The following is a 17,872-nucleotide window of genomic DNA, read 5'->3' on the forward strand; positions in this document are numbered from 1 at the left end:
ACAGGTGAGTACCGACACAACTGGCGTCGGTGTCCGGGAGATCGATGCCGGCGCGTTGCCCACCAGATATGCCCGAGGCTGGCACTGCCTGGGCGTCGCCGAGGACTTCCGCGACGGCAAGCCGCACTCCGTCGAGGCGTTCGGCACGAAGCTGGTCGTCTTCGCCGACTCCAATGGCGACATCAAGATTCTGGACGGCTACTGCCGGCACATGGGCGGTGACCTGTCCGAAGGCACCATCCAGGGCGACGAGGTCGCCTGCCCCTTCCACGACTGGCGGTGGGGCGGCGACGGCCGCTGCAAACTGGTCCCCTACGCCAAGCGCACTCCGAAGACGGCCCGCACCCGCGCCTGGACCACCGACGTCCGTGGCGGGCTGCTGTTCGTCTGGCACGACCACGAAGGAAACCCGCCGGACCCCGCGGTCCAGATCCCGGAGATTCCCGAAGCCCACAGCGACGACTGGACCGACTGGCGCTGGAACCGGATCCTCATCGAAGGCTCCAACTGCCGGGACATCATCGACAACGTCACCGACATGGCGCACTTCTTCTACATTCACTTCGGGTTGCCGACTTACTTCAAGAACGTCTTCGAGGGTCACATCGCGTCGCAGTACCTGCACAACGTGGGCCGTCCCGACGTCAACGATCTGGGCACCTCGTACGGCGAAGCGGAATTGGACTCGGAGGCTTCCTATTTCGGGCCGTCGTTCATGATCAACTGGCTGCACAACAGCTACAGCGGCTACAAGTCCGAGTCGATCCTGATCAACTGCCACTACCCGGTCACGCAAGACTCCTTCGTGCTGCAGTGGGGCGTCATCGTCGAAAAGCCCAAGGGCCTGGACGAAAAGATGAGCGACAAGCTCTCCCGCGTCTTCACCGAAGGCGTCAGCAAGGGCTTCATGCAGGACGTCGAGATCTGGAAGCACAAGACCCGCATCGACAACCCGTTGCTGGTCGAGGAGGACGGCGCCGTCTATCAGATGCGTCGCTGGTATCAGCAGTTTTACGTGGACGTCGCCGACATCACACCGGAAATGGTGGAGCGCTTCGAGATGGAGGTCGACACCGCCCGCGCCAACGAGTTCTGGAACGCCGAGGTCGCCGAGAACCTGAAAGCCAAGGACGCGGAAGCGGTTTCCGACGACGCGGTTTCCGATGAAGTGCCCGCCGAGCAACACTGACGGACATGTCTGAGAATCAGCCGGCCGTTCCCGACGTCGATCGGCTTGCCCGGTCGATGCTGATGCTGCGTGGCGACCACCATGATCACGACGAACCGCATGCCGCGAACGGCGGCTCCGGTTCCTGGTCCAAATCAAGGGATTTGGCCAACGACCCGCAACGGGCCGCCGCAGTGGCCGAGGCCAGCCGCGCGGATCGGGAGCGTTATCTGACGGCCGGGCTACATCCGGTGGACTGCCGGTTCTGCCACGTCACCGTGTCGGTGCGCTGGTTGGGTCCCGGTCACACTGCGGTGCAATGGAATACCGAGTCCTCGCAGCGCTGTGCGCACTTCGCCGAAGTTCGCGCCTGCGGCGGGAACACCGCGCGGACCCGGTCCTGCCCTCGGCTTTCCGACAGCATCGAACATGCCGTGGCCGAAGGGATTCTCGAGGCTGCCGAGTAGTTGTCGCTGAGAGGCGGGCAAACATAATGCCGCCGGTCTCAGCGACGCGGCAGGCAAACCCCGATCACAGCCCCGCGAAGCGCTCCTTGACCTCCTCGGCGGTCAACCCGTAGTCGGCCAGCGAGTACTTGTGCTTCGGGGCCCGCGCACCAGTCTGGCTTTCGGCGTGGCTGTCCTCCATGGCCTTTCGCGCCTCGTCGGTCAGCGTCAGACCGAAATGCCGGTACACCGAAGCGACGGTGCCGAGCGGGTCGGCGATCAGGTCGTGGTAATCCACATCGCAGAACTGGGCCGGATTTTGCGATGCGCGAACGGCATTGAACCGCTCGAGCCCGCGTGACCAAGTTTCCATTGCGTCAGCACCGATCTGGTCAGCGGTGAAGTTCGTCGACCAGTCCTCGGCGGTGTGCTGCGCCAACGAGCACATCGAGGCCAATATCGTCTCCACGGGCCGGTGCGTCTGGATCACCAGTGCGTCGGGATAGGTCGCCATCAACGCGTCCAACGCGAACAGGTGGCTGGGATTCTTGAGCACCCAACGCTTGTCGGCGTCATTCATCCCGATGAGTTGCAGATTGCGCCGGTGCCGCTGATAGGACGGGGTCCAGTCCTGCCGGGCCAGCCATTGCGCGTAGCTCGGCAGGTGCGCCAACGTCTCATAGGACACCGAATGCAGCGACTGGCGCAGCAGCTGCCAGCACTCCTCCAACTCGTAGGCCGCCATGAAGTGCAGGCCGGTGTATTCCGGGTTCTCCGCATGATGCTTGTTGAACTGCTCATTCAGCTGGCTGTACCACGGGTTCGAGTCCCAGGTGTCCCGCGGCGGACGGGGCTGTGGGAATTCGGCCAACCACAGATGCAGTCCTTGGTGCGCCGGATCGGCGCCCAGCAGCCGATGCAGCACGGTCGTTCCGGTGCGCGGCAGTCCCGTCACGAAAATGGGCCGCTCGATGGCGACGTCCGCGTATGCCGGGTGCTGCTTCCACGCCGACTCGGACAGCAGCCTGGCCACCAGCGCGCCGCGCAGGAAGAACCGATTCATCTTGCTGCCCAACGCCGTTAGGCCCGCTTCGCGCTTGTACGAATCCAGCAACACGCTCAGCGCTTCGCGGTAGTTGTCGTCGTCGGTGCCGAAATCGTCCAGCCCGGTCAGTTTGGTCGCCGATGCGTGCAGGTCATCGACGGTGCCTACGTCGGTGCGCTCCATCAGGTGTGGTACTCCCCGCAGTTGACGTCCAGGGTCTGGCCGGTGATGCCGCTGGACAGATCGCTGGCCATGAAGAGGATGGCCGATGCCACCTCGTCCTCGGTGGGTAACCGCTTCAGATCCGAGTTCGCGGCGGTCGCCTGGTAGATCTGCTCGGCGGTGGTGCCGTACTTACCGGCCTGGTGGTTGAAGTAACCCTGCAGCGTGTCGCCCCAGATATAGCCCGGCGCAACGGAATTGACGCGAATACCCTGCTCGCCGAGCTCGGTCGCCAGCGACTGCGACATGGACAACAAAGCCGACTTAGCCATCTTGTAGGCGCCGTACTTGGCCTGCGAGTGCCGGATCACCATGGAGTTGACGTTGACGACCGAACCGTTCGCGGCGGCCAGTGCCGGCGTGAAGGCCTGAATCAGCCGCAACGCTCCCAGTGCGCTGAGTTCGATCGCGTCCCGGATGTGCTGAAAGGTGGTGCCGGCCAACGGCTTCATCGACGGGACCCGGAACGCGTTGTTGACCAGCACGTCGACCTTGCCGAACGCCTCCAGGGAAGCGTCGACCAGGTTTTTCACCTGATCATCGTCGGTGATGTCGGTGGGCACCGCGACCGCCTTGCGGCCCAGGTCGACCGCCTGCTTGGCCACGTCGTCCAACCGGTCGGCGCTGCGTGCCGCCAATACCAGGTCGGCTCCTTCGAGCGCACACCGGCGCGCCAGCGTGGTGCCCAGACCCGGGCCGACGCCGCTGATCACTACCACCTTGCCGTCGAGCAGATCGGTCATCCCAGCATCCTTGCCGCAATCTGCAACTGGCGCAGCGCAATACGCGCTCGCCAGTCGTCTTCGGAAATCTTGTTGTGCTCGAAGTAGGGCAGCGAAGCCGGTACCGCATCGACGTCGACTAACTCGACGGTCGGTCCGTCGGCCTCGGTGAGCTCCCGAGACACCCGCTGCCAGCGGAACTGCAGGAACCCACGGCGGTGGCCAAGCGTTTCAACCCAATTGGTCACGCCGGGGTTCTGGTCGCTGACCACGATGCGTACCTTGCCGTCCGGATCCGCCTGCGCCTGAGTGTTATTCAGCGACGTCTGGTGGTTGATGTAGTCCAGCGAGATGTACCACATGCTGCCCAGCTGGAAGCCGAGATACGGGGCGTCACTCACCGGCACCGTTATCACCAGCGCTTGGTCCGGCCGCAACTCGAAGTGGCCGACCGACGAGTACTGGGTCGCCAGCCCGCCGGGGGTCAGCCGCGGCGGCACCATCGTGTTGACGGGGATCTTCAGATAGAACCACTGCGGGAACTGCAGCCAGGTCTTTACCCGGTTAACCAGCTGCTTACCCGCTGTGGCATAACGCTTTTCGATCAACTCCCGGGTCAGCGGCGGCGGCGCGGTGCCCGCGGTGTCCAACCGCTCGATGGTCAGCGTGCCCCGAGTCGCCGACCAGTCACCGTAGACCTCGCGCATGACGAGTTGCCCTGCGCTGGTTGGCCGCAACCGCCACTCGAAGCTGCCGTCGGGCGCGATGTCGAGTTCGCGGTCATCGAACGCGGCCTGGCTGGCGGGCACGTTGTCGTCGGTGTATTCGCCCCCGAGCAGCTGGAAGCTGAGGTCGGTGGTGGTGCCGCGGACACCGCGGACCACGTAGTCGCGGTCGGCGTGCACCCGGGTTCCGAAGTACAGAGTGTCCGGGTTGTCCAGTCCCATCTTGGTGAACGGCCCGGTCCCGGACTGCAGGAAGGGATGGTCGCGTTCGTAGTCGAAGGCCAGATGCATACAGCCGGCAATGCAGCCGGCCAGATACTGGAGGCCTTCGAACAGGTCGGCTTCGGTCTCGATATGCGGGGCGGCGGCCACAAGCTGCTCGGCTTCCGCGATCGCTTCGTTGAGCGGATCAGAAAACACGTACTTGACGCTAGAACGTGTTCCTATTTTGAGTCAACCGCGAACATTTGCGCGTGTCGCACGCGACGCTCAACGACGAAGCCCGATCACCTCACGAGGTGCACTGGTTCGCCAGCGTGATCAGCGCCTGCCGCACGTCCGGGTGCCGGTTCAGGTAATCGACCAGGTTGGTGCCCGACCCCGACGCCTGCGAGCGCGCCGTGATTTCGGCCTTCACGTCAGGGTGGTGATCCAGGTAGCCCTGAACCTGCTCGGACGCCGTCTGGCCGAACGTGGTGTTGCACTGCTGGCCCGGATCGGCGCCGGCCACAGGCACAGTAATAAAGGCAGCCGCAGCGACACTCAGCAGACCACCGGCCAGAAGACCCTTGCTCACGGTCATCGGATCGCTCCTTCAATACGGTTGTATTCACATGTCGGCACTGGTCCGATGCCTTCGAGGCTACGCGCGCCGCAGAGCGACGCACACCGCCAAAAAGCGACCCGACTAAGCTGGATTTACATGAGTACGCGCGGTGGGGAGTTCCGTGGCGGTCGCCGGATGGGCGGCCCGATTCCAACTGGTCCGCAGACCGATCCATTGCCGCGCGAGACGGCGGCACCTGATTTCTCTCTCGAGCCCCCGCAGCGCCGCCGCCCTTCCTTCACGACCCTGGGCATAGGGCTGGCAATCCTGCTGGCAGTCGCCGCACTGGTGATGTCCCTGATCGCGCTGCTGACCGATTCCGCGCCCGCACCGGCGGCAAGTGCGCCGAAAACGCCCGTAGCCGACGCGGATAAGGCGTTATGTCAGGCGATCGGACCCTTGATGAAGGAGAACGACGATCGCAGCAACGCGTTTCTGGCCACGGGTGAGGCCGGTTCGCCGGAACGAGACGCCGCGCTGCCGAAGTTCGTCACCGACACTCGGGACTGGGCGGGCCGCACCCAGCAGGCCCTCGACGCGCACGCCAACCCTCCGCGCCTGACCACGCGCGCGCTCCAGCGCTACATCGACGACATGCAGTTATTCGTCGCCAGCGTGCGTCCCGGGGCAGGCACTCAGTACGACGAGGCCGCGTGGACCGACAGCATCGTCGCCTACGGAGGGGTGTTGTCCACCTGCCAGCAGATCGGAATCGGCTGGTAGAAGCAGGGGGTCAGTAGGGCTGGTCAGTAGGGCTGCAGCGGAACCCACACCCCATATAGCCAGAAGCCCCACTGCTGGTAGTAGGGATCCCACAGCGGCAGCACCGAGTAGCCCAGGTAGTTAAGCGTCGGTGCCACCCAGCCGGCCGGAGGTGGCCAGGGTCCCCAGCCCCCGAACGGGAGCAGCGCGTCCCGGAGCGGCGCACCCCACCCGCGCGGAGGCGGAGGTGGTGGGCCCCAACCCCATGGCGCGCGTCCCAGGCCCCACGGCGCGGGGCCGCCGTGCCACGGCGGCGGCAACAGATGCAGGCCTGGGCTCCGGAACGCGACGTTCCAGAACAGATCCCCGATCGGGGCGCCGGGACCCCTGAAGTCACCGCGGAAGTGCCACGCCGGGCCGCCGCGCCAGCCGAGGCGCCAGTTCACGTTCGCGCGCGGCCAGTCGAGTCCTCGGACGTTGATGCCCAGGTCTCCCCGGGGACCCCACCACCGGGCAAAGGGTGGCGCGGCCAGGCCGCGCAAGGCTGCCCGGAAGTTTCCGGGTGCCATGCCGTTCAGTCGCAATCCGCCCCGGAAGTCTGCGCGCGGCCCGCCTGGGCCACGGAAGGCGCCGCGGAAGTCGGCCGCCGGTGCGCCTGTCCCGCGGAATGCCCCTCGGAACTCGCCACCTGGACCGCGCTGGCCGCCGCTGAAACCGACATTGGGCCCTGCGCCGGGTACGCCCAAACCGCCACGCAACTGCGTCGCCGCCGGTCCGGGGTTGCGTCCTTGCGGTCCACCGGGACCCCCGCCCTGACCGGGTGCGGTAGCAGGTCCACCACCAGGGCCACCGCCACCAGGGCCCCCGCCACCGTGCGGCGCCGGTCCGCCACCGGCCTGCGTTGCAGGACCGCCACCACCGGGACCACCACCGCCGGGGCGCCCACCTCCGGGACCACCACCATGCGGCGCAGGCCCACCACCGGCCTGCGGCGCGGGACCGCCCCCGCCACCAGCACCACCGCCACCGGGACCACCGCCGCCAGGACCACCGCCACCGTGGGGCGCCGGACCACCACCGGCCTGCGGCGCAGGACCGCCACCACCACCGCCACCACCGGGACCACCGCCATTACCACCGCCACCGTGCGGCGCAGGACCACCGCCGCCACCGCCGCCACCGTGCGGAGCGGGACCACCGCCCCCGCCTCCGCCGCCACCGCCGCCTCCGCCGCCGCCACCGCCTCCGCCGCCACCACCACCGCCGGGCTTGGCGCTGGCGACCGGCATGTCGAGACCGACGGTTGGAATGCCTAGAGGATTAACGGCTACTACGGAGAACGCGGCAGCTATCGCGAAACCGGCTGCCAGCTGCTTCATCTTCATCATCCGCCCCACGGGAAAGCTCTATCGCTAGAGTCCCCCGACCCGTACGGGCCATTTTACCCCGCCCCACATCCGACGACTTTCGACGACGGAGTTACTTCGCCGCTGCGCTCTCCTGCTCGCGCTTGATCTCCAGCGCGATGTCGATCAGCTGGTCTTCCTGTCCGCCGATCAGCTTGCGCTGGCCCGCCCGGTGCAATAACTCGTGAGCCGGGACCCCGTAGCGCTCACCCTGACGCACGGCGTGCTTGAGGAAAGACGAGTAGACCCCCGAGTAGCCCATGACCAGCGCGTTGCGGTCCAGCAGGCATTCGGCCGGCATGGCCGGGCGCACCACGTCTTCGGCGGCGTCGGCGATGTCGAAGAAGTCGATGCCGGTCTTGACGCCGATCTTGTCGAACACCCCGATCAGCGCCTCCACCGGCGCGTTGCCCGCACCCGCGCCGAACCGGCGCACGCTGCCGTCGATCTGCTTGGCCCCGGCGCGCACGGCTTCCACCGAGTTGGCCACCCCGAGGCCGAGGTTCTCGTGCCCGTGGAAGCCCACCTGCGCGTCCTCGCCGAGTTCGGCCACCAGCGCCGCCACCCGGTCGGCCACACCGTCAAGCACCAGGGCCCCGGCCGAGTCGACCACGTAGACGCACTGGCAACCGGCGTCGGCCATGATGCGGGCCTGCGCGGCCAATTTCTCCGGCGGAATGGTGTGCGCCATCATCAGGAACCCAACGGTTTCCAATCCCAATTCGCGGGCCAGGCCGAAGTGCTGAATGGACACGTCGGCTTCGGTGCAGTGGGTGGCGATGCGGCAGATCGAACCGCCGTTGTCCTGCGCCGCTTTGATGTCCTCTTTTGTGCCCACGCCGGGCAGCATCAGAAAGGCGATCTTCGCCTCCTGCGCGGTCTCGGCGGCGAGCTTGATCAGCTCCTGCTCAGGTGTCTTCGAGAAGCCGTAGTTGAATGACGAGCCGCCGAGGCCGTCGCCGTGCGTCACCTCGATCACCGGCACCCCGGCGGCGTCGAGCGCCGTCACGATGGAGCGCACCTCGTCCATGGTGAACTGATGCCTCTTGTGGTGGGACCCGTCGCGCAGGGAAGTGTCCGTGATCCGGATGTCCCAGGCGCCTTCGAGAATGTGGCCGCTCATCGTGCGCCTCCAGTCACTGCCAGCGTCTCTTTGGCGATTTCCTCGCCGACCTTGGTCGCGGCCGCGGTCATGATGTCCAGGTTGCCCGCGTACGGCGGCAGGTAATCTCCGGCGCCCTCAACCTCGACGAATGTCGTCACCACATGGTTGCCGCCGTTGACCACCGACGGTTCGTCGAACTGCGGTTCGTTGAGCAATCGGTATCCCGGCACATAGGTCTGCACCTCGGCGACCACGTCACGGATGGACTGGGCGATCGCGTCCCGGTCGGCGTCCTCGGGGATTGCGCAGAAGATGGTGTCGCGCATGATCATCGGCGGGTCCGCCGGGTTCAGGATGATGATCGCCTTGCCGCGGGCGGCCCCACCGATGGTCTGCACCCCGCGCGAGGTCGTCTTGGTGAATTCATCGATATTGGCGCGCGTCCCCGGGCCCGCCGACACCGAAGCAACGGACGCCACGATCTCGGCGTACGGCACATCCACGACGCGGGACACGGCGTACACGATTGGAATCGTCGCCTGCCCGCCGCAGGTGATCATGTTGACGTTCGGCGCGTCCAGGTGCGCGCGCAGGTTCGCCGGCGGGATCACCGCGGGACCCACGGCGGCCGGGGTCAGATCGATGGCCCGGATGCCCGCGGCCTCGTACTTGGGCGCTGCCGCTTTGTGCACGTAGGCGCTGGTCGCCTCGAACACCAGGTCGGGCTTCTCATCCTGTTCCAGGAGCCAATCGGCACCCTTGTGACTCGTCTCCAGCCCGAGCTTGCGGGCCCGCGCCAGACCCTCACTCTCCGGGTCGATGCCCACCATCCAGCGGGGTTCCAGCCAGTCGGATCTCAGCAGCTTGTAGAGCAGATCGGTGCTGATGTTTCCCGATCCGACGATGGCGACGCTTGCCTTAGCAGGCATGAGAAGACTCCCTTATTGAGACTTATTCAAACGACAGCCGAACGGCACCCAGGCCGGCGAAGTCAGCGACGAACTCGTCGCCGGCCCGCGCGTCGACGGCGAAGGTGCACGATCCCGGTAACACGATGTCACCCTTCTTCAGCCGCACCCCAAAACTTTCCACCTTGCGGGACAGCCAGGCAACGGCCGTGACGGGATTGCCCAGTACCGCGTCGCTGCGGCCCTCGGCGATCAACTCTCCGTTGCGGGTCAGCTTCGCGTCGATCGCCTTGACGTCGACATCTGCCGGCGACACCCGGGCCGCTCCCAGCACGAAGCCCGCCGACGAGGCGTTGTCGGCGATGGTGTCGCAGATCTTGATCTGCCAGTCCTTGATCCGGGTGTCGATCAGCTCGATCGACGGCACCAACGCTTCGGTGGCGGCCAGGACGTCGTCTTCGGTGCACTCCGCACCCGGCAGGTCGTCGGACAGGATGAAACCGACCTCGACCTCCACCCGCGGCAACAGGTACCGCGACGTCTGCACCGGGACATCCTCGAAGACCTGCATGTCGTCGAGCAGGTGCCCGTAGTCGGGCTCGTCGACGCCCATCATCTGCTGCATGACCGGCGACGAAAGCCCCACCTTGTGGCCCACCACCCGGGCGCCCTCGGCGACCCGGCGACGGATGTTGAGCAACTGGATCTGGTAGGCATCGACGACGTCGATGTCGGGGTACGCGGGCGTCAAAGGGGCGATTCCCTCGCGGCTCCGCTCGGCCTGTGCCAGGTCGGCGGCAAGCGCTTCTTGGGTCGCATCACTGAGCATTTACCGAAGTTCCTTCGTCCGCTTGACCGGGCCAGTAGCGCCCAGCCCGGGCAATTCTATAACGTGTTCTACATGACAGCACAGGAGTACGACGTCGTCGTGGTGGGAAGCGGCGGCGCCGGTATGGTGGCTGCCCTCACCGCCGCCCACCGCGGCCTCTCGACAGTAGTCATCGAGAAGGCCCCCCACTTCGGCGGCTCGACCGCCCGCTCGGGCGGCGGCGTCTGGATCCCGAACAACGAGGTCCTGCGGCGCGACAAGGTGAAGGACACCCCCGAGGCGGCTCGCACCTATCTGCACGGCATCGTCGGCGACGTCGTGGAGCCCGAACGCATCGACACCTACCTGAAGCGCGGGCCCGAGATGCTGTCGTTCGTGCTCAAGAACACGCCCTTGAAGATGTGCTGGGTGCCGCGTTACTCCGACTACTACCCGGAAGCGCCGGGCGGACGGGCCGGCGGCCGGTCGATCGAGCCGAAACCGTTCGACGCCCGCAAGCTGGGTCCGGACGAGGCGGGCCTGGAGCCTGCCTACGGCAAGGTGCCGCTCAATGTGGTTGTCATGCAACAGGACTACGTGCGGTTGAACATGCTCAAGCGGCACCCGCGCGGCGTGTTGCGCAGCCTGAAGGTCGGTGCGCGGACCATGTGGGCGAAGTCGACCGGCAAGAACCTGGTCGGCATGGGCCGGGCGTTGATCGCGCCGCTGCGAATCGGGTTGCAGCAGGCGGGGGTTCCGGTCGTGCTGAACACCGCGCTCACCGACCTTTATGTCGAGGACGGGGTGGTGCGCGGGGTCTATGTGCGCGAGGCGGGGGCGCCGGAGTCCGCCGAGTCGCGGTTGATCCGGGCCCGGCGGGGCGTGATTCTGGCGTCCGGCGGCTTCGAGCACAACGAGCAGATGCGGGTGAAGTATCAGCGCGCCCCCATCACCACCGAATGGACCGTCGGCGCCAAGGCCAATACCGGTGACGGCATCCTTGCGGGCGAAAAGCTGGGCGCTGCATTGGATTTGATGGAGGACGCCTGGTGGGGCCCGACGGTGCCGCTGGTGGGCGCCCCGTGGTTCGCCTTGTCCGAGCGCAACTCGCCGGGATCGATCATCGTCAACATGTCCGGCAAGCGGTTCATGAATGAATCGATGCCCTACGTCGAGGCATGCCATCACATGTACGGCGGCCAGTACGGTCAGGGTCCCGGCCCGGGCGAAAACATCCCGGCGTGGCTGGTGTTCGACCAGCAGTACCGGGATCGCTACATATTCGCCGGATTACAAGCGGGGCAACGGATTCCGCGAAAGTGGATGGAGTCCGGCGTGATCATCCAGGCCGACACTCTGGAGGAGTTGGCCGGGAAGGCGGGCCTGCCCGTCGACGAATTCACCAAGACCGTCGCGCGCTTCAACGGCTTCGCCCGCGCCGGGGTCGACGAGGACTTCCACCGTGGCGAGAGTGCTTACGACAAGTACTACGGCGACCCGACCAACAAGCCGAATCCCAACCTGGGTGAACTCACCCACGCGCCTTATTACGCCGCCAAGATGGTGCCGGGTGACCTGGGCACCAAGGGCGGCATCCGCACCGATGTGGACGGACGGGCCCTGCGCGACGACGGCAGCGTCATCGAAGGCCTCTACGCCGCAGGCAATGTCAGCGCGCCGGTGATGGGACACACCTACCCCGGCCCAGGCGGCACGATTGGTCCCGCGATGACGTTCGGGTACCTGGCGGCACTACACATCGCAGGAGCGCGCTGATATGCCGATCGACGTCGAAGTCGCACTGGCCGCGGAACTGGATCCGATTGAATTCTCCTGGACCAGTAGCGATATCCAGCTCTACCAGCTAGGCCTGGGGGCCGGCGCCGACCCGATGGACCCGCGCGAACTGCGCTACCTCATCGACGACACTCCGCAGGTGCTGCCCACCTTCGGCAACGTCGCCGCCACCTTCCACATGACCAAGCCACCCACCGTGCAGTTCCCGGGCATCGACATCGAACTGAGCAAGGTGTTGCACGCGTCGGAGCGGGTGGAAGTGCCTGGGCCGCTGCCCCCTTCGGGTTCGGGTAAGGCCGTCACCCGGTTCACCGATATCTGGGACAAGGGCAAGGCCGCGGTGATCTGGAGCGAGACGACGGTGACGGCGCCTTCCGGTGACGTGTTGTGGACGCAGCGGCGGTCTATCTTCGCCCGCGGCGAAGGCGGTTTCGGCGGCGAGCGCGGGCCCTCGGGTTCGGATGCCGCGCCCGACCGCGCGCCGGATCTGGAGTTGGCGATGCCGATCCTGCCGCAGCAGGCGCTGCTTTACCGGCTGTGCGGCGACCGCAACCCGCTGCACTCCGATCCCGAATTCGCCGCTGCCGCAGGCTTTCCCCAGCCGATCCTGCACGGCTTGTGCACCTACGGCATGACCTGCAAGGCCATCACCGACGCATTGCTGGACGGGGACGCCGCTGCCGTCGGGGCGTATGGCGCTCGCTTCGCGGGTGTCGCCTATCCCGGTGAGACGCTGCAAGTCAACGTGTGGAAGGAAGACGGCCGCTTCCTGGCCGGAGTTGTTGCGCCGGCGCGCGATAACGCGGTGGTGCTCAGCGGCGTGGAATTAGTTCCTGCGGGTTAGCCCGCGCCCGAACTTTACCGCCAAACTTAGAAACTGGGAGTTTGCTGGAAGTTTCTTTGCGCCGGGTATGAGTCAGCCGAGAGAAGCGTAAGCTCCGCATCTGCCGAGTGCTCGTCTTCGATGCGAGTCAACGCGTCCCGGGCGCCCGTCACCGATGGGAGGTGCGGGATGCCTGTCTTGCTGGTAGCGCCCGATGTGATTGCAGCGGCGGCCTCGGACTTAACCAGCCTCGGCGAGAACCTTGAAGCAGCCAATGCTGCTGCGGCCGCTGGGACAACAGATTTGGCCGCAGCGGCAGCCGACGAAGTGTCCACCCTGGTCGCGGCGCTGTTCGGCACGCACGCGCACGAATACCAAGCAATCAGCGCTCAAGCGGCGGCATTCCACGATCGATATGTGCAGGCGATGTCCAGCGCCGCGGCGTCGTACATGGCCGCCGAGGCAGCCAGCGCCTCGCCTCTACAGGTCCTCGCAGACGACATCTTGGCCGTGATCAACGCGCCCACAAACCTCATACTCGGTCGCCCGCTGATTGGCGACGGAACAAATGGCCTTCCGGGTACCGGGCAGGCCGGGGGGGCCGGCGGGATTTTGTGGGGCAATGGCGGCAATGGTGGGTCCGGAGTAGCCGGGGGGGCTGGCGGGCGGGGTGGCGATGCCGGGTTGTGGGGCAACGGCGGAGGCGGTGGCGCTGGTGGCGTCGGCGCAATCGGAGCAACGGGCGGCGCCGGAGGCGTGGGGGGTGCCGGCGGGGCCGGAGGGCATGGCGGTCTGTTGTTCGGCAACGGCGGTGGCGGCGGTAGTGGCGGCACCGGCGGTACAGGCGGGACCGGTACCGCCGGGCTCAGCGGCGTCGGTAACGCGACAACGGGTGGGGTAGGTGGCACCGGGGGCAACGGCGGTCAAGGTGGGGCCGCCGGGGCTGGCGGGGCCGCTGGACTGTTCGGCAGCCAAGGGACAGCGGGGTTCGCTGGCGATGGCGGCGCTGGGGGAAGGGGCGGCACCGGCGGTCAAGGCGACACTGGTGCGGCGGGCACTAGCGGCGGAGGTACGGGTTCCACGGGGTTCGCCGGTGGTGACGGTGGCCAAGGCGGGGACGGCGGCGGACCCGGCGCCGGTGCCGGCGGCCAGCAAGGCGCCGGCGGTCAGGGCGGCACCGGGGGCACCGGCGGAACCGGCGGCCACGGCGGTACCGGCACCAACAACAGCCTTAACGCCGGGGTGGCCGGCGGAGCCGGCGGCACCGGGGGCACCGGCGGCACCGGTGGGGCCGCCGGCAGCGGAGGTAGCGGGTTTGGCGGCATCGCGGCCGCCGGGACAGCCGGTGACGGCGGCCAAGGCGGGATCGGCGGCACCGGCGGTAGCGGTGGTGCGGGTAGCACCGGTGCTGCGGGTGGCGGCCAAGGCATTCAAGGGGCCGACGGCGGAGCCGGCGGCCAGGGCGGGGCAGGCGGAGTCGCTGGGAACGCCCATGGCGGCACAACCGGCGCGCAAGGCGTCGGCGGCCAGGGCGGCACCGGGGGCACCGGCGGAACCGGCGGCCACGGCGGTACCGGCACCGACAACAGCCTTAACGCCGGGGTGGCCGGCGGAGCCGGCGGCACCGGGGGCACCGGGGGCACCGGCGGAGCCGCCGGCACCGGGGGCAGCGGATTCGGCGGCACCGCAGCCGCCGGGACAGCCGGCAACGGCGGCCAAGGCGGAATCGGCGGCACCGGCGGTAGCGGCGGTGCGGGTAACACCGGCGCTACGGGCGGCGGCCAAGGCATCCAAGGGGCCGACGGCGGAGCCGGCGGCCAAGGAGGAGCCGGCGGGGCCGCCGGAAACGCCCATGGCGGCACAACCGGTGTGCAGGGCGCCGGCGGCCAGGGCGGCACCGGGGGCACCGGCGGAACCGGCGGCCACGGCGGTACCGGGACCGACAACAGCCTTAATGCCGGGGTGGCCGGCGGGGCCGGCGGGATCGGTGGCACCGGCGGCACCGGCGGGGCCGCCGGCACCGGGGGCAGCGGATCCGGCGGCACCGCAGCCGCCGGGACAGCCGGCAACGGCGGCCAAGGCGGAATCGGCGGCACCGGCGGTAGCGGCGGAGCGGGTAGCACCGGCGCTACGGGTGGCGGCCAAGGCATTCAAGGGGCCGACGGCGGAGCCGGCGGCCAAGGAGGGGCCGGCGGAGCCGCAGGAACGGGGAGCGGAGGCCAGCAAGGCGCGGGCGGAAAGGGCGGAAACGGCGGTACCGGGGGTGGTGGCGGCCAAGGCGGCCCAGGTACTGACAACAGCCTGAACCTCGGCGTGGCCGGTGGCCAAGGCGGACAAGGCGGTACCGGTGGCACCGGCGGCGCCGCCGGCGCCGGTGGCACCGGTTTCGGGGGCCCCGCTGTCTCCGGCAACGCCGGCAACGGCGGAACCGGTGGCACCGGAGGAACCGGAGGAGGCGGCGGTGCAGGCGCGGCGGACACCAAGGGCGACGCAGGTACCGGCGGAACGGGTGCATCCGGTGGCACCGGCGGCACCGGCGGCACCGGCGGGGCCGCGGGCGCCGGTTCGGGCGGCAACCAGGGCGCCGGTGGCAACGGTGGGACCGGCGGGCAAGGCGGTATCGGCGGCACCGGCGGTACCAACACCTCGGGTGTGGGCGGCACGGGTGGGGCCGGGGGCCAAGGTGGGCAGGGCGGCGGCGGCGGAACCGGCATCGCCAGCGGTGCCGGAGGCACCGGCGGCAACGGTGGCCACGGCGGAGTCGGCGGCACCGGGATTTACTCGACCACCGGCAGCACGGGTAGCACCGGCGGAACCGGCAGCGCAGGCGTCGGGGCCACTGGCGGGCAGGGCGGAGCCGCAGGCACCGGCGGGCACGGCGGTACCGGTGTCGCCACCACCATTTCGGTAGGCGCCGGCGCGAGCGGAGTCGCAATCAGCACCGTCGGCCCGGAAGCCGGCGACATCTACGTCACCCACTTCGACGGCACGGTGTCGGTGATCGACCCGACCACCAACAGCATCATCGCCACCCTCAACCTCGGCGGCGTCGGCGGTGGCGCGGAACAGGTCGCGGTCAGCCCCACGGGACCCAAAGCCGGATACGTATACGTACCCAACGGCAGCGATACCGCGGTCATCAACCCCAGCACTAACACCGTCGTCGCCACCATCGGCACCGGCTCCGGCCCGACCGGCGTGGCGGTCAGCCCCACCGGCCCCGAGGCCGGCGACATCTACATCACCAACTTCAACAGCAACACGGTGTCGGTGGTCGACCCCACCACCAACAGCGTCATCCACACCATTGCCGTCGGGGCGGGACCCATCCCTGTGGCAGTCAGCGCCATCGGCCCCGAAGCGGGTTACATCTACGTCGGCACCGAGGAGGGCAACTCAGTGGCGGTGATCAGTCCCACCACCAACGCCGTGGTCGCCACCATCCCCGTCGGTTTCGGAGTTGAGGGGCTCGCCGTGAGCTCTACCGGTGCTTTCGCTGGTGACGTCTACGCCGTTGGCGTCGGCGGCGGGGGGGTGGTGATCAACCCTGCCACCAACACGGTAATTGCCACCCTACCCACCAGCGGCGGCAACGGTGGGGTCGCGGTCAGCTCTACCGGTGCCGCAGCTGGCGACATCTTCGTCGCCAACACTTTCGGCGGCAATACGGTGTCGGTGATCGACCCTGCTACCAACACGGTGGTCGGCACCATCGAAACCGGCGTGCAGCCAAGGGAGTTGGCGATCAGCTCTACCGGCTATGTATATGTCGCAAACGCCACGAGCGGCACGGTGTCGGTGATCAACCCCAACGGTTGACACGCGACTGGAGCGGGCGTCCGTAGGGCCAGACCCGCCAAACCTCCGCCAGGTATCTGCGCGAACTGGCAAGTATTGGAGGAAGGGCCGAGGCAGTCAGCACAGCCCGAATGAGGGTGTGATGGCCGCTCACACTTCGCCGTTCACCAATCCTCAAGCATCGTGACCGCAGGCGCCCAAGCTCAGCCCAAAATCAATCCCGACGTCGGCACGCCCGTCCCCGCCGTCACCAGCACATGCTCGACGTCCGGCACCGGGTTCACCGACGTCCCGCGCAATTGCCTTACACCCTCGGCGATTCCGTTCATGCCGTGAATGTAGGCCTCACCGAGTTGCCCGCCGTGAGTGTTGATCGGCAGCCGCCCACCGATCTCAATCGCACCGTCGGCTATGAAGTCCTTGGCCTCGCCGCGGCCGCAGAATCCCAACTCCTCCAACTGAATCAGCGTGAACGGCGTGAAGTGGTCGTACAGCACCGCGGTTTGAATGTCAGCAGGCGAAAGACCGGACTGCGACCACAGCTGCTGCCCCACCACACCCATCTCGGGCAACCCGATCTCGGGCCGGTAGTAGCTGACCATCGTGTACTGGTCAGGGCTTGATCCCTGCGCCGCCGCCTCGATGACGGCCGGACGGTGTTTGAGGTCGCGCGCCCGCTCCGCCGACGTCACCACGATCGCCACCGCGCCGTCGGTCTCCTGGCAGCAGTCCAGCAACCGCAACGGCTCGGCGATCCACCGCGAATTCTGGTGATCCTCAATGGTTATCGGCTTCTCGTAGAAGTAAGCCTTCGGGTTGTTCGCCGCGTGCCGACGGTCGGCCACCGACACCGCACCGAAGTCCCGGCTGCCCGCGCCCGACCAATGCATGTAGCGCCGGGCGATCATCGCCACCTGCGCGGCCGGAGTCGAAAGCCCGTGCGGATACGAGAACGAGTTGTCCACACCGGTCGAGTCAGCGTTCTCGGTCAGCCGGGTCTGCACCTGGCCGAACCGCATGCCGGAGCGCTCATTGAAGGCGCGGTAGGCGACCACGACGTCGGCCACACCGGTGGCCACCGCGATAGCGGCCTGCTGCACGGTCGCACAGGCCGCACCGCCGCCATAACCGATCTTGGAGAAGAACTTCAGATCACCGATGCCGGCCGCGCGCGCCACCGCCACCTCGGTGTTGGTGTCCATGGTGAACGTGGTCAAGCCGTCGACGTCCCCCGGAGACAGCCCCGCATCGTCCAACGCGTCCAACACGGCTTCCGCGGCCAGCCGCAACTCGGACCGGCCGGAGTTCTTGGAAAAGTCGGTCGCGCCAATGCCGACGATGGCAGCTCGCCCACTGAGCAAACCGGACAAC

General features: G+C 67.7%; 16 protein-coding genes. 6 read left to right on the top strand and 10 right to left on the bottom strand.

Going from position 1 to position 17,872, the window contains the following annotated elements:
* Positions 1-4: 4 nt before the first annotated feature.
* Together C0J29_RS27500 and C0J29_RS27505 are read left to right on the top strand one after the other, a co-directional pair.
* Positions 5-1,189, top strand: coding sequence for a 3-ketosteroid-9-alpha-monooxygenase, oxygenase component (locus C0J29_RS27500; RefSeq protein ID WP_120794165.1), 1,185 nt, complete (start codon positions 5-7; stop codon positions 1,187-1,189).
* Between the two features lie 5 nt (positions 1,190-1,194).
* Positions 1,195-1,635 carry a hypothetical protein gene (locus C0J29_RS27505; RefSeq protein ID WP_120794166.1) on the top strand — a complete coding sequence of 147 codons (441 nt, stop codon included), beginning with the start codon at positions 1,195-1,197 and terminating at the stop codon, positions 1,633-1,635.
* A gap of 64 nt (positions 1,636-1,699) precedes the next feature.
* On the opposite strand, the gene C0J29_RS27510 is transcribed toward C0J29_RS27505, so the two are convergent.
* The 4 genes from C0J29_RS27510 to C0J29_RS27525 all read right to left on the bottom strand — a co-directional run bounded on the left by C0J29_RS27510 (position 1,700) and on the right by C0J29_RS27525 (position 5,130).
* Entirely contained in the window at positions 1,700-2,842 is a 1,143-nt protein-coding gene (locus tag C0J29_RS27510; RefSeq protein ID WP_120794167.1) for a sulfotransferase family protein, read from the bottom strand.
* The gene (locus C0J29_RS27515) at positions 2,842-3,624 is read right to left on the bottom strand and encodes an SDR family oxidoreductase (RefSeq protein ID WP_120794168.1); all 783 of its coding nucleotides are present in this window, start codon (positions 3,622-3,624) and stop codon (positions 2,842-2,844) included. Before C0J29_RS27515 ends, C0J29_RS27510 begins: the two co-directional genes overlap by 1 nt.
* Positions 3,621-4,748, bottom strand: a complete 1,128-nt coding sequence (locus tag C0J29_RS27520) for a hypothetical protein (protein WP_065042753.1) — start codon at positions 4,746-4,748, stop codon at positions 3,621-3,623. The genes C0J29_RS27515 and C0J29_RS27520 overlap by 4 nt, the downstream gene beginning before the upstream one ends.
* Positions 4,749-4,839: 91 nt before the next feature.
* On the bottom strand, positions 4,840-5,130 hold the full coding sequence (locus C0J29_RS27525) for a hypothetical protein (protein ID WP_120794169.1): 291 nt from the start codon (positions 5,128-5,130) through the stop codon (positions 4,840-4,842).
* A 120-nt stretch (positions 5,131-5,250) separates the two neighbouring features.
* Between C0J29_RS27525 and C0J29_RS34060 the strand changes: the two genes are divergently transcribed.
* On the top strand, positions 5,251-5,877 hold the full coding sequence (locus C0J29_RS34060; RefSeq protein ID WP_240743986.1) for a hypothetical protein: 627 nt from the start codon (positions 5,251-5,253) through the stop codon (positions 5,875-5,877).
* 23 nt (positions 5,878-5,900) lie between these two features.
* Here the strand turns inward: C0J29_RS34060 and C0J29_RS27535 are convergent, their stop codons facing one another.
* From C0J29_RS27535 to C0J29_RS27555, 5 genes are all read right to left on the bottom strand, one after another.
* On the bottom strand, positions 5,901-6,425 hold the full coding sequence (locus C0J29_RS27535; RefSeq protein WP_120794170.1) for a hypothetical protein: 525 nt from the start codon (positions 6,423-6,425) through the stop codon (positions 5,901-5,903).
* Positions 6,426-6,430: 5 nt separating this feature from the next.
* Positions 6,431-7,114, bottom strand: coding sequence for a hypothetical protein (locus C0J29_RS27540; RefSeq protein ID WP_162951573.1), 684 nt, complete (start codon positions 7,112-7,114; stop codon positions 6,431-6,433).
* A gap of 221 nt (positions 7,115-7,335) precedes the next feature.
* Positions 7,336-8,385, bottom strand: coding sequence for a 4-hydroxy-2-oxovalerate aldolase (gene dmpG / locus C0J29_RS27545; RefSeq protein WP_120794172.1), 1,050 nt, complete (start codon positions 8,383-8,385; stop codon positions 7,336-7,338).
* On the bottom strand, positions 8,382-9,296 hold the full coding sequence (locus tag C0J29_RS27550) for an acetaldehyde dehydrogenase (acetylating) (protein ID WP_120794173.1): 915 nt from the start codon (positions 9,294-9,296) through the stop codon (positions 8,382-8,384). Before C0J29_RS27550 ends, dmpG begins: the two co-directional genes overlap by 4 nt.
* 22 nt (positions 9,297-9,318) lie before the next feature.
* On the bottom strand, positions 9,319-10,104 hold the full coding sequence (locus C0J29_RS27555) for a 2-keto-4-pentenoate hydratase (RefSeq protein ID WP_120794174.1): 786 nt from the start codon (positions 10,102-10,104) through the stop codon (positions 9,319-9,321).
* 72 nt (positions 10,105-10,176) lie between these two features.
* Here C0J29_RS27555 and kstD point away from each other — a divergent pair, with 72 nt between their 5' ends.
* The 3 genes from kstD (at position 10,177) to C0J29_RS27570 (ending at position 16,522) form a co-directional block, all read left to right on the top strand.
* Positions 10,177-11,859: a 3-oxosteroid 1-dehydrogenase gene (gene kstD, locus C0J29_RS27560; protein WP_120795004.1), complete on the top strand. Its 1,683-nt coding sequence runs from the start codon at positions 10,177-10,179 to the stop codon at positions 11,857-11,859.
* A gap of 1 nt (position 11,860) precedes the next feature.
* Positions 11,861-12,724, top strand: a complete 864-nt coding sequence (locus tag C0J29_RS27565) for a MaoC family dehydratase (RefSeq protein WP_120794175.1) — start codon at positions 11,861-11,863, stop codon at positions 12,722-12,724.
* Positions 12,725-12,892: 168 nt separating this feature from the next.
* Positions 12,893-16,522 carry a PE-PGRS family protein gene (locus C0J29_RS27570; RefSeq protein WP_120794176.1) on the top strand — a complete coding sequence of 1,210 codons (3,630 nt, stop codon included), beginning with the start codon at positions 12,893-12,895 and terminating at the stop codon, positions 16,520-16,522.
* A 182-nt stretch (positions 16,523-16,704) separates the two neighbouring features.
* Here the strand turns inward: C0J29_RS27570 and C0J29_RS27575 are convergent, their stop codons facing one another.
* A complete protein-coding gene (locus C0J29_RS27575; RefSeq protein ID WP_065047575.1) occupies positions 16,705-17,862 on the bottom strand; it encodes a lipid-transfer protein in 1,158 nt (385 codons plus the stop codon).
* Between the last annotated feature and the right edge of the window lie 10 nt (positions 17,863-17,872).

Origin of the sequence: Mycobacterium paragordonae (assembly GCF_003614435.1) — a bacterium.
GTDB classification, from domain to species: Bacteria; Actinomycetota; Actinomycetes; order Mycobacteriales; family Mycobacteriaceae; genus Mycobacterium; species Mycobacterium paragordonae.